General features: G+C 69.5%; 11 protein-coding genes. 8 read left to right on the forward strand and 3 right to left on the reverse strand.

What is annotated here, in order from left to right:
- Positions 1 to 6 precede the first annotated feature (6 nt).
- Positions 7 to 282 (reverse strand): DUF397 domain-containing protein, encoded by a 276-nt coding sequence (locus AMK31_RS16465; protein WP_073941264.1) that lies wholly within the window; start codon positions 280 to 282, stop codon positions 7 to 9.
- Between the two features lie 272 nt (positions 283 to 554).
- Here AMK31_RS16465 and rpsO point away from each other — a divergent pair, with 272 nt between their 5' ends.
- The 5 genes from rpsO to AMK31_RS16490 all read left to right on the forward strand — a co-directional run bounded on the left by rpsO (position 555) and on the right by AMK31_RS16490 (position 5,984).
- Entirely contained in the window at positions 555 to 842 is a 288-nt protein-coding gene (rpsO, locus tag AMK31_RS16470; RefSeq protein WP_004982702.1) for a 30S ribosomal protein S15, read from the forward strand.
- Between the two features lie 289 nt (positions 843 to 1,131).
- Positions 1,132 to 3,363 carry a polyribonucleotide nucleotidyltransferase gene (locus AMK31_RS16475; RefSeq protein ID WP_073941265.1) on the forward strand — a complete coding sequence of 744 codons (2,232 nt, stop codon included), beginning with the start codon at positions 1,132 to 1,134 and terminating at the stop codon, positions 3,361 to 3,363.
- The gene (locus AMK31_RS16480) at positions 3,360 to 4,739 is read left to right on the forward strand and encodes a M16 family metallopeptidase (protein ID WP_073941266.1); all 1,380 of its coding nucleotides are present in this window, start codon (positions 3,360 to 3,362) and stop codon (positions 4,737 to 4,739) included. Before AMK31_RS16475 ends, AMK31_RS16480 begins: the two co-directional genes overlap by 4 nt.
- A gap of 31 nt (positions 4,740 to 4,770) precedes the next feature.
- Positions 4,771 to 5,523 (forward strand): 4-hydroxy-tetrahydrodipicolinate reductase, encoded by a 753-nt coding sequence (dapB, locus tag AMK31_RS16485; RefSeq protein WP_073941267.1) that lies wholly within the window; start codon positions 4,771 to 4,773, stop codon positions 5,521 to 5,523.
- Between the two features lie 8 nt (positions 5,524 to 5,531).
- Entirely contained in the window at positions 5,532 to 5,984 is a 453-nt protein-coding gene (locus AMK31_RS16490; RefSeq protein WP_073941268.1) for a tetratricopeptide repeat protein, read from the forward strand.
- A gap of 75 nt (positions 5,985 to 6,059) precedes the next feature.
- On the opposite strand, the gene AMK31_RS16495 is transcribed toward AMK31_RS16490, so the two are convergent.
- Together AMK31_RS16495 and AMK31_RS16500 are read right to left on the reverse strand one after the other, a co-directional pair.
- Positions 6,060 to 6,614: a hypothetical protein gene (locus AMK31_RS16495; RefSeq protein ID WP_073941269.1), complete on the reverse strand. Its 555-nt coding sequence runs from the start codon at positions 6,612 to 6,614 to the stop codon at positions 6,060 to 6,062.
- 101 nt (positions 6,615 to 6,715) lie between these two features.
- Positions 6,716 to 6,955, reverse strand: a complete 240-nt coding sequence (locus AMK31_RS16500; protein ID WP_073941270.1) for a hypothetical protein — start codon at positions 6,953 to 6,955, stop codon at positions 6,716 to 6,718.
- A gap of 194 nt (positions 6,956 to 7,149) precedes the next feature.
- On the opposite strand from AMK31_RS16500, the gene thyX reads away from it, so the two are divergent.
- The 3 genes from thyX (at position 7,150) to AMK31_RS16515 (ending at position 10,814) form a co-directional block, all read left to right on the forward strand.
- Complete coding sequence (gene thyX / locus AMK31_RS16505) at positions 7,150 to 7,890, forward strand: FAD-dependent thymidylate synthase (protein WP_073941271.1); 741 nt, start codon at positions 7,150 to 7,152, stop codon at positions 7,888 to 7,890.
- Between the two features lie 177 nt (positions 7,891 to 8,067).
- Positions 8,068 to 8,967: a 4-hydroxy-tetrahydrodipicolinate synthase gene (gene dapA, locus AMK31_RS16510; RefSeq protein ID WP_073941272.1), complete on the forward strand. Its 900-nt coding sequence runs from the start codon at positions 8,068 to 8,070 to the stop codon at positions 8,965 to 8,967.
- A 161-nt stretch (positions 8,968 to 9,128) separates the two neighbouring features.
- Entirely contained in the window at positions 9,129 to 10,814 is a 1,686-nt protein-coding gene (locus tag AMK31_RS16515) for a ribonuclease J (RefSeq protein ID WP_073941273.1), read from the forward strand.
- The last annotated feature ends 458 nt before the right edge of the window (positions 10,815 to 11,272 follow it).

Genomic DNA, 11,272 nt, shown 5'->3' on the forward strand with positions numbered 1-11,272 from the left:
TACCCCCTACTCCCCGGGGCTGGGCTCCAGGTCGAACTCCCCGTCCCGCGCCCCCAGCACGAACGCCCGCCACTCCGCCTCGGTGTACCGCAGCACGGTGTCGGGGTCGAGCGACGACCGCATCGCCACCGCGCCGCCGGGCAGGTAGGCGATCTCGACCCGCTCCTCGTGCTCCTCGGTGCCCGGCGCGCCGTGCCACTCGACGCCGGAGATGTCGAGCGCGTAGAGCTCGTCCCGCTCCCGCTCCTTGCGCGCCTTGATCTCCGCTTCCGTCTCCGCCATGCCTCAGCGACCCCTTCCCCGCGTGCTGCTCGCGTACGATCCGACGGCTCACCCTAGTGGCCGCGACCCCGCCGACCGGTGGGTTCCCGGACCCCGCGACGGGCGCCGTCCACGTGCTGGTACCCTGAGTGACGGCCGTTTGTGTACGCGCCCCCGGAGCCCTGCTCTGGAGGCCGCGCCCAGCGGATCCCCGCCTCCCGAGTAACGGAAGCTCCCCCGAGATGTAGACCGGGGGCACTCGGTGGCCACTCACAGACCCATGAGGAGTACGCGTGTCGCTCGACGCCGCCACGAAGAAGCAGATCATCTCCGAGTTCGGTACCAAGGAGGGTGACACCGGCTCCCCCGAGGTCCAGGTCGCTCTGCTGTCCCGTCGGATCTCCGACCTGACCGAGCACCTGAAGACCCACAAGCACGACCACCACTCCCGCCGCGGCCTGCTGATCCTCGTCGGTCAGCGCCGCCGCCTGCTGCAGTACCTCGCCAAGAAGGACATCCAGCGCTTCCGTGCGCTGGTCGACCGCCTCGGCATCCGCCGTGGTGCGGCGGGCGCCAAGTAAGACGCCGTGAAGGGAGCGGTTCCCGTTCGAGGGGGCCGCTCCCTTTGCTGTACGTGCGGAGTGTCACCGCACCTTTGTAGTGTGGTAGCACAACGCATGACGTACGACACAGCACGACAAGATTGAGGAGTAGCGCACCACGCCGCCGCCGGTCCTCGGTAGTGGCCCCCGGGGGGAAGCGAGCCCCGAGGGCTTCGATCGAAGACCGGCCCGCACAGCACGGCGCGCAGCTCCGCGACCGTCCCACTGCCACACGGGCAGCAGGGACGAAGACGAGGAGAAAACGCTAGTGGAGAACGAGACCCACTACGCCGAAGCCGTCATCGACAACGGCACCTTCGGCACCCGTACCATCCGCTTCGAGACGGGCCGCCTGGCCAAGCAGGCCGCCGGTTCCGCCGTCGCGTACCTGGACGACGACACCATGGTGCTGTCGGCCACCACCGCATCCAAGAACCCCAAGGACCAGCTCGACTTCTTCCCGCTGACGGTGGACGTCGAGGAGCGGATGTACGCCGCCGGCAAGATCCCCGGCAGCTTCTTCCGCCGTGAGGGCCGTCCCTCCGAGGACGCCATCCTCACCTGCCGTCTGATCGACCGCCCGCTGCGCCCGTCCTTCAAGAAGGGCCTGCGCAACGAGATCCAGGTCGTCGCCACGATCATGGCCCTCAACCCCGACCACCTGTACGACGTCGTGGCGATCAACGCCGCGTCCGCGTCGACGCAGCTGGCCGGTCTGCCCTTCTCCGGCCCGATCGGCGGCGTCCGCGTCGCGCTGATCCGCGGCCAGTGGGTGGCCTTCCCGACGCACACCGAGCTCGAGGACGCCGTCTTCGACATGGTCGTCGCGGGCCGCGTCCTGGAGGACGGCGACGTCGCGATCATGATGGTCGAGGCCGAGGCCACCGAGAAGACCATCAAGCTGGTCGAGGGCGGCGCCGAGGCGCCCACCGAGGAGGTCGTCGCCGCCGGTCTGGACGCCGCGAAGCCCTTCATCAAGGTGCTCTGCAAGGCCCAGTCGGACCTCGCCGCGAAGGCCGCCAAGCCGACCGCCGAGTTCCCGATCTTCCTCGACTACCAGGACGACGTCCTGGAGGCCCTGACGGCCGCCGTCAAGCCCGAGCTCGCCCAGGCGCTCACCATCGCCGGCAAGCAGGAGCGCGAGGCCGAGCTGGACCGTGTCAAGGGCCTCGCCGCCGAGAAGCTCCTGCCGGAGTTCGAGGGCCGCGAGAAGGAGATCTCCGCCGCGTACCGCTCGCTGACCAAGCAGCTGGTCCGCGAGCGTGTGATCAAGGAGAAGGTGCGCATCGACGGCCGCGGTGTCACCGACATCCGCACGCTGGCCGCCGAGGTCGAGGCCATCCCGCGGGTTCACGGCTCGGCCGTGTTCGAGCGTGGCGAGACCCAGATCCTGGGCGTCACCACCCTGAACATGCTCCGCATGGAGCAGCAGCTGGACACCCTCTCCCCGGTGACCCGCAAGCGCTACATGCACAACTACAACTTCCCGCCGTACTCCACCGGTGAGACCGGCCGCGTCGGCTCCCCGAAGCGCCGCGAGATCGGCCACGGCGCCCTCGCCGAGCGCGCGCTCGTGCCGGTGCTGCCGACGCGCGAGGAGTTCCCCTACGCGATCCGCCAGGTGTCCGAGGCGCTCAGCTCGAACGGCTCGACGTCCATGGGCTCGGTCTGCGCCTCCACCATGTCGCTGCTGAACGCCGGTGTGCCGCTGAAGGCCCCCGTCGCCGGTATCGCCATGGGCCTGATCTCCCAGGAGATCGAGGGCGAGACGCACTACGTCACCCTCACCGACATCCTCGGTGCGGAGGACGCCTTCGGCGACATGGACTTCAAGGTCGCCGGCACCAAGGAGTTCGTGACCGCCCTCCAGCTCGACACCAAGCTGGACGGCATCCCGGCCTCCGTCCTGGCCGCCGCCCTGAAGCAGGCCCGCGACGCGCGTCTCCACATCCTCGACGTGATGATGGAGGCCATCGACCGGCCCGACGAGATGTCCCCGAACGCGCCGCGGATCATCACCGTGAAGATCCCGGTCGACAAGATCGGTGAGGTCATCGGCCCCAAGGGCAAGATGATCAACCAGATCCAGGAGGACACGGGCGCCGAGATCACCATCGAGGACGACGGCACGATCTACATCGGCGCCGCCGACGGCCCGTCCGCCGAGGCCGCCCGCGCCACGATCAACGGCATCGCCAACCCGACGATGCCCGAGGTCGGCGAGCGGTACCTGGGCACGGTCGTGAAGACCACCACCTTCGGTGCCTTCGTCTCCCTGCTGCCCGGCAAGGACGGCCTGCTGCACATCTCGCAGATCCGCAAGCTGGCCGGCGGCAAGCGCGTGGAGAACGTCGAGGACGTCCTCGGCGTGGGCCAGAAGGTCCAGGTCGAGATCGCCGAGATCGACTCCCGCGGCAAGCTCTCCCTCGTCCCCGTGGTCGAGGGCGAGGGCGAGTCCGACGGCTCCGGCGACGAGGCGAAGGACGACACCGACCAGTGACGTCCCGTGGCTCCAAGGCGACGGCCCGCACCTCTTCGGAGGCGCGGGCCGTCGCCCGTACCCAAACCCTGATCAAGGGCACCAACGGCATCGGCACCGTCCGCAAGACCACCCTCCCGGGCGGTCTGCGCGTCGTCACCGAGACCCTGCCGTCGGTCCGCTCGGCGACCTTCGGCATCTGGGCGCACGTCGGCTCCCGCGACGAGACCCCGGCCCTGAACGGCGCCACGCACTACCTCGAGCACCTGCTCTTCAAGGGCACCTCGCGCAGGACCGCGCTGGACATCTCCTCGGCCGTCGACGCCGTCGGCGGCGAGATGAACGCGTTCACGGCCAAGGAGTACACGTGCTACTACGCGCGCGTGCTCGACACCGACCTGCCGCTCGCCATCGACGTCGTCTGCGACATGCTGACCGGCTCGCTGATCCTCGAGGAGGACGTCAACGTCGAGCGCGGCGCCATCCTCGAAGAGATCGCGATGACCGAGGACGACCCGGGCGACTGTGTGCACGACCTGTTCGCGCACACCATGTTCGGCGACAACCCCCTCGGCCGCCCGGTCCTCGGCACCGTCGACACGGTCAACGCCCTCACCGCCGACCGCATCCGCCGCTTCTACAAGAAGCACTACGACCCCACCCACCTGGTGGTCGCCTGCGCCGGCAACGTCGACCACAACAAGGTCGTACGACAGGTCCGCGCCGCCTTCGAGAAGGCCGGCGCGCTCAGCGACCCGGCCGCCGAGCCGATCGCCCCGCGCGGCGGACAGCGCGTCCTGCGCACCGCGGGCCGCGTCGAACTGCTCGGCCGCAAGACCGAGCAGGCGCACGTCGTCCTCGGCATGCCCGGCCTGTCCCGCACGGACGACCGCCGCTGGGCCATGGGCGTGCTGAACACCGCCCTCGGCGGCGGCATGTCCTCGCGGCTCTTCCAGGAGGTCCGCGAGAAGCGCGGCCTGGCCTACAGCGTGTACTCGTACACCTCCGGCTTCGCCGACTGCGGCCTGTTCGGCGTGTACGCGGGTTGCAGGCCGTCGCAGGTGCACGACGTGCTGAAGATCTGCCGCGACGAGCTCGACCACGTCGCCGAGCACGGCCTGTCCGACGAGGAGATCGACCGTGCCATCGGCCAGCTGCGCGGCTCCACGGTCCTCGGCCTGGAGGACACCGGCGCCCTGATGAACCGCATCGGCAAGAGCGAGCTGTGCTGGGGCGAGCAGATGTCCGTCGACGACATGCTGGCCCGGATAGCGTCGGTCACCCCGGACGACGTGCGCTCGGTCGCCCGCGACATCCTGGGACGACGGCCCTCGCTGTCGGTCATCGGCCCGCTGAAGGACAAGCAGGCGGCCCGGCTGCACGACGCCGTCGCCTGATCCACCCCAGTCCCGTAAGGAAGCAACAGACATGAGCAAGCTGCGCGTGGCGGTCCTCGGCGCCAAGGGCCGGATCGGCTCTGAGGCGGTACGGGCGGTCGAGGCCGCCGAGGACGTGGAGCTGGTGGCAGCCCTCGGCCGCGGCGACAAGCTGGAGACGCTGACCGAGACCGGCGCCCAGGTCGCCGTGGAACTCACCACGCCGGACTCGGTGATGGACAACCTGGAGTTCTGCGTACGGCACGGCATCCACGCCGTCGTCGGTACGACGGGCTGGACCGACGAGCGCCTCGCGCGGCTCAGGGGCTGGCTGGCCGAGTCCCCGGAGACCGGTGTGCTCATCGCGCCCAATTTCTCCATCGGGGCCGTGCTGACCATGAAGTTCGCGCAGATCGCCGCGCCGTACTTCGAGTCGGTCGAGGTCGTCGAACTCCACCACCCGAACAAGGTGGACGCCCCGTCCGGCACCGCCACGCGCACCGCCCAGCTCATCGCCGAGGCCCGCCGCGCGGCCGGCACCGCCCCGGCCCCGGACGCCACCGCCACGGCCCTGGACGGCGCGCGCGGCGCCGACGTCGACGGCGTCCCCGTCCACGCGGTCCGTCTGCGCGGCCTGCTGGCCCACCAGGAGGTGCTGCTCGGCGGCGAGGGCGAGACCCTCACCATCCGGCACGACTCGCTGCACCACAGCAGCTTCATGCCGGGCATCCTGCTGGGCGCCCGCCGCGTGGTGACCACCCCGGGTCTGACGTTCGGCCTGGAAAACTTCCTGGACCTGGGCTGACCCGAGCCATGCGAGCCAAGCTGTCCTACGCCGTCACGGCCGCCGTCCTGGTCTTCTACTTCCTCCTTGTCGGCAGCCGTGGCGTCATGCTCATCCAGGCCGGCACGCTGCTCACCGTGACCCTCGGGGTCGCGGTGCTGATCCTGCCGGTCATCGGGCTGTGGTTCCTGTGGAAGAACACCCAGTTCGTCCGCCGGGCCAACGCCCTCGCCGCGGAACTCGACGCCGAGGGCGGCCTGCCCGTCGACGAGCTGAAGCGCATGCCCAGCGGCCGGATCGACCGTGACTCCGCCGACGAGGTCTTCGCCAGGCGCCGGGCCGAGACCGAGGCGGCCCCGGACGACTGGCGCGCCTGGTTCCGCCTCGCCGTCGCCTACCACGACGCCCGCGACACCCCGCGGGCCCGCAAGGCCATGCAGCGCGCGATCGCCCTGCACGACGGCAAGCCCGTCCAGGCCTGAGCCGTACGCCGAAGGGGCCGGCCCGCGATCTTCGCGGACCGGCCCCTTCGCACATCCACCGACCGGAAACCGGGCTCAGCCGTGCCGGTACTCCGCGGCCCACGCCTCCACCGTGTCCGCCGCCCGGTCGAACGCCTCGACGCGCGCCAGGAAATCGGCGTTGTGCGTGGTCATCAGCGGCGTCACATCCGCCGCGGGCCGGTCCCCGCGTACGAGGGTCAGGGCCTGCCCCTGGACCGTACGCGGCAGTCCCAGCCAGCGCACCGGCTGCTGCGCCGTCCGTACCGCCGAGACCTGGTTCCAGGGCACCGTGCGCGTGACGAGGAAGCCCACCTGCCGCAGACCCCGCGCGCTCACCCACACGCCCATGCGCAGCAGCCGCAGCGCCACGGCGATCACCACCAGCGCGACGCCGAGCACCGCGCCGGCGGCGGCCGGCGTGCCCGTCAGGGCGATGATGACCGCCGCGAACAGCACGTACGAGGCGAGCAGCAGCCAGATGGCGGCCGCGCCCACCCGCCAGGGGCCGGGCCGGTAGGGCCGCCGCCAGCGGTCGCGGTCGTCGAACGGCAACGCGACGTCGTCCGCCGCGTCGAGGGCCCGGTCGGCCGTCAGGAAGGGCAGGGGCACGGCGAATCCTCACTCGATCCAGGCGTGGGCTGTGCCCGGTGAGGTTATCGACCTGTGTCCCGGCTCACCACCCTAGGGGGCCCGTCCGGGGCAGTGGGGGCTCAGCGCCCGTCGGACGCCTGGGACTGCTGGGCCGGCGTGGACGACTGATCCAGCTCCAGCGCCGGCATCCCCACCACCAGAGACCCCACCAGCGCGGCGACGATCGTGAGCCCCATCAGCCAGCGCCCGGCTACCTCACCGAGGGACGCCCGCTCACGGGGCGGGGGAGTGACATTGCTGCGGAACCTGTCGGCTTCGGCGACGAAGGCGAAGGGTACGGGCTCGCGCCGACGGAACATGGGAAGTACATCCTCCTCTGAGAGGTTCGTACGGATGGCTGTCTCTGGTACAGACGCGCGAGTGCCCCGGAAGGTGCCCTCTTTCACCAAGTTCACAGGCGAATGTCGCGCCCCGGCACCGAACGCCCCGTTGTCAGTGGCGGGCCGTAGAGTGGGCGCCGCCCGAGAAGTGATGGAAGGGAACCCTCCGAGCCGTGACCGACACCCCCGCCGACGACCTCAAGCCCAGCTTCCGCAGTGATGTGACCGTCGAACTGGTCAAGCACACCGCGTCCGACGCCGACGTGCTCTTCGCCGCCCGCGTCTCGACCATCGGCGAGCAGTCCCTGGACGAGCTGGACAAGGACCCGGAGCGCTCCAAGGGCCTGATCAACTACCTGATGCGGGACCGGCACGGCAGCCCCTTCGAGCACAACTCGATGACGTTCTTCATCAGCGCCCCGATCTTCGTCTTCCGCGAGTTCATGCGGCACCGCGTCGGCTGGTCGTACAACGAGGAGAGCGGCCGCTACCGGGAGCTCCAGCCGGTCTTCTACGTCCCGGACGAGTCCCGCAAGCTGGTCCAGGAGGGCCGCCCCGGCAAGTACCGCTTCGTCGAGGGCACCCAGGCCCAGCAGGAACTGGTCGGCCGCGTCATGGAGGACTCCTACCGGCAGGCCTACGAGGCCTACCAGGAGATGCTGGCCGCCGGCGTCGCCCGCGAGGTCGCCCGCTCGGTGCTCCCGGTCGGCCTGTTCTCCTCGATGTACGCCACCTGCAACGCCCGCTCGCTGATGCACTTCCTCGGCCTGCGCACCCAGCACGAGCTGGCCAAGGTCCCGTCCTTCCCGCAGCGCGAGATCGAGATGGTCGGTGAGCGCATGGAGGCCGAGTGGGCCAGGCTCATGCCGCTCACCCACGCCGCCTTCAACGCGAACGGACGTGTGGCGCCGTAACGGTCAGCCGCATGAAGTGTCCGTATTGCGGCATTTAGAGAAGTTCATCTAGCCTGATCAAACGGACCCGGCACTGCTTGAACCCCCGAGCAGGCAGTGCCGGGCTCCGCATATGTCAGGACTTATCCCGCCCCCCGAGGGCAGACCGCGCCTTGAGCAACGAGTAGCGTGTAACCCATGGCTCCGACCTCCACTCCGCAGACCCCCTTCGGGCGGGTCCTCACCGCCATGGTCACGCCCTTCACGGCGGACGGCGCACTCGACCTCGACGGCGCGCAGCGGCTCGCCACGCACCTGGTGGACGCAGGCAACGACGGCCTGATCATCAACGGCACCACCGGCGAGTCCCCCACCACCAGCGACGCGGAGAAATCGGACCTCGTACGAGCGGTCCTGGAGGCCGTCGGCGACCGGGCCCACATCGTGGCCGGCGTCGGCACCAACGACACCCACCACAGCATCGAGCTGGCCCGCGCCGCCGAGAAGACCGGCGCCCACGGCCTCCTCGTCGTCACGCCGTACTACAACAAGCCCCCGCAGGAGGGCCTGTACCGGCACTTCAAGGCCGTCGCCGACGCCACCGGGCTGCCGGTCATGCTCTACGACATCCCCGGCCGCAGCGGCGTCCCGATCAACACCGAGACCCTGGTCCGGCTCGCCGAGCACCCGCGGATCGTCGCCAACAAGGACGCCAAGGGCGACCTCGGCCGCGCCAGCTGGGCCATCGCCCAGTCCGGCCTCGCCTGGTACTCCGGCGACGACATGCTGAACCTCCCGCTGCTCTCCGTGGGCGCGGTCGGCTTCGTCTCCGTCGTCGGCCACGTGGTCACCCCGGACCTGCGCGCCCTCGTCGACGCCTTCGTCTCCGGTGACGTCCAGAAGGCGACCGAGATCCACCAGAAGCTGCTCCCGGTCTACACCGGCATGTTCCGCACCCAGGGCGTCATGACCACCAAGGCCGCGCTCACCCTCCAGGGCCTGCCCGGCGGACCGCTGCGCCCCCCGATGGTCGAACTCACGCCCCAGGAGATCGAGCAGCTCAAGATCGATCTTGCTGCCGGCGGGGTAGAACTCTGACATCAGACTTCGCGGAGCCGACGCTTCGCAGCAACAAGCTCCACAACTGAATAGCGCAGGCCACCGGTGCCTGCACCCCACAACGACAACTGCTTCTGCACGAACGTCACGCGCGCCACGTGCCCGACCGGTACGTGGCGCGTGTGGTTGAGGAGAGTCTTTTGAGTCATCCGCATCCTGAACTCGGCCCGCCCCCGCCGCTGCCCGAGGGCGGCCTGCGCGTCACCCCGCTCGGCGGCCTCGGCGAGATCGGCCGAAACATGACGGTCTTCGAGTACGGCGGCCGCCTGCTGATCGTCGACTGCGGCGTGCTCTTCCCCGAGGAGGAGCAGCCCGGCATCGACCTGATCCTCCCGGACTTCTCGTCCATCCGGGACCGTCTCGACGACATCGAGGGCATCGTCCTCACCCACGGCCACGAGGACCACATCGGCGCCGTCCCGTTCCTCCTTCGCGAGAAGCCGGACATCCCGCTGATCGGCTCCAAGCTGACCCTGGCCCTGATCGAGGCCAAGCTCCAGGAGCACCGCATCCGTCCGTACACCCTCGAGGTGGCGGAGGGGCACCGGGAGCGCATCGGCCCCTTCGACTGCGAGTTCATCGCGGTCAACCACTCCATCCCGGACGCCTTGGCGGTCGCCATCCGCACCCCCGCCGGCATGGCGGTCCACACGGGCGACTTCAAGATGGACCAGCTCCCGCTGGACAACCGCCTCACCGACCTGCACGCGTTCGCGCGGCTGAGCGAGGAGGGCATCGACCTCCTGCTCACCGACTCCACCAACGCCGAGGTCCCCGGCTTCACGCCGCACGAGCGGGACATCTCCAACGTGCTGCGCCAGGTCTTCGCGGGCGCCCGCAAGCGGATCATCGTGGCCAGCTTCGCCAGCCACGTCCACCGCATCCAGCAGATCCTGGACGCCGCGCACGAGTACGGCCGCCGGGTCGCCTTCGTCGGCCGCTCCATGGTCCGCAACATGGGCATCGCCCGTGACCTCGGCTACCTGCGGGTCCCCCCGGGCCTCGTCGTGGACGTCAAGACACTCGACGACCTCCCGGACCACGAGGTGGTCCTGGTCTGCACGGGATCCCAGGGCGAACCGATGGCCGCCCTGTCCAGGATGGCGAACCGGGACCACCAGATCCGCATCGTCCACGGCGACACGGTGATCCTGGCGTCGTCGCTGATCCCCGGCAACGAGAACGCGGTCTACCGCGTGATCAACGGCCTGACCCGCTGGGGCGCGAACGTCGTCCACAAGGGCAACGCCAAGGTGCACGTTTCCGGCCACGCGTCCGCGGGCGAGCTGCTGTACTTCTACAACATCTGCCGCCCGAAGAACCTGATGCCGGTCCACGGCGAATGGCGCCACCTGCGCGCCAACGCCGAGCTGGGCGCCATGACCGGAGTCCCGCACGACCGCATCGTCATCGCCGAGGACGGCGTGGTCGTCGACCTCGTCGAGGGCAAGGCCAAGATCTCCGGCAAGGTCCAGGCGGGATACGTCTACGTCGACGGCCTCTCGGTCGGCGACGTGGGCGAGCCGGCGCTGAAGGACCGGAAGATCCTCGGCGAGGAGGGCATCATCTCGGTCTTCGTCGTCGTGGACTCCTCCACCGGCAAGATCACCGGCGGCCCGCACGTCCAGGCGCGCGGTTCCGGCATCGAGGACTCCGCCTTCGACGCGGTCCTCCCGAAGATCACGGAAGCCCTGGAGCGCTCGGCTCAGGACGGCGTGGTCGAGCCCCACCAGCTGCAGCAACTCATCCGCCGGACGCTGGGCAAGTGGGTCTCGGACTCCTATCGGCGCAGGCCGATGATCCTCCCGGTCGTCGTGGAGGTCTGACCCGTCGGACACCTGGTCGTCCGCGCGAACTCGGAGCGGGGCACCTCGATTTGCATCGGGGCGCTCCGCTCCAGTACGTTTACGGCCCTGCCCCGGAGGGAACCCGGCCGCCTCGTGCGCCGGAACCAGTCCCCTCAAGGGGGCGGGAAATCCGACTCAGAAACTCTGATAAAGTCGGAAGCGCCGGAAAGGGAAACGCGAGAGCGGGAACCTGGAAAGCACCGAGGAAATCGGATCGAGAAAAGATCTGATAGAGTCGGAAACGCAAGACCGAAGGGAAGCGCCCGGAGGAAAGCCCGAGAGGGTGAGTACAAAGGAAGCGACCGTTCCTTGAGAACTCAACAGCGTGCCAAAAGTCAACGCCAGATATGTTGATACCCCGTCCATCGGATGACCGATGGTCGAGGTTCCTTTGAAAAAACACAGCGAGGACGCTGTGTGCGAGGGGACTATTCCTC

This window comes from Streptomyces sp. TSRI0107 (genome assembly GCF_001905845.1).
In the GTDB taxonomy this organism is placed as follows: Bacteria; Actinomycetota; Actinomycetes; order Streptomycetales; family Streptomycetaceae; genus Streptomyces.

What these genes read in the sequence shown, in the direction of transcription:
- dapA (WP_073941272.1), top strand. Translation starts at nt 8,068, where the DNA reads ATGGCTCCGACCTCCACTCCGCAGACCCCCTTCGGGCGGGTCCTCACC.
- dapB (WP_073941267.1), top strand. Translation starts at nt 4,771, where the DNA reads ATGAGCAAGCTGCGCGTGGCGGTCCTCGGCGCCAAGGGCCGGATCGGC.
- AMK31_RS16500 (WP_073941270.1), bottom strand. Translation starts at nt 6,955, where the DNA reads ATGTTCCGTCGGCGCGAGCCCGTACCCTTCGCCTTCGTCGCCGAAGCC.
- AMK31_RS16465 (WP_073941264.1), bottom strand. Translation starts at nt 282, where the DNA reads ATGGCGGAGACGGAAGCGGAGATCAAGGCGCGCAAGGAGCGGGAGCGG.
- AMK31_RS16490 (WP_073941268.1), top strand. Translation starts at nt 5,532, where the DNA reads ATGCGAGCCAAGCTGTCCTACGCCGTCACGGCCGCCGTCCTGGTCTTC.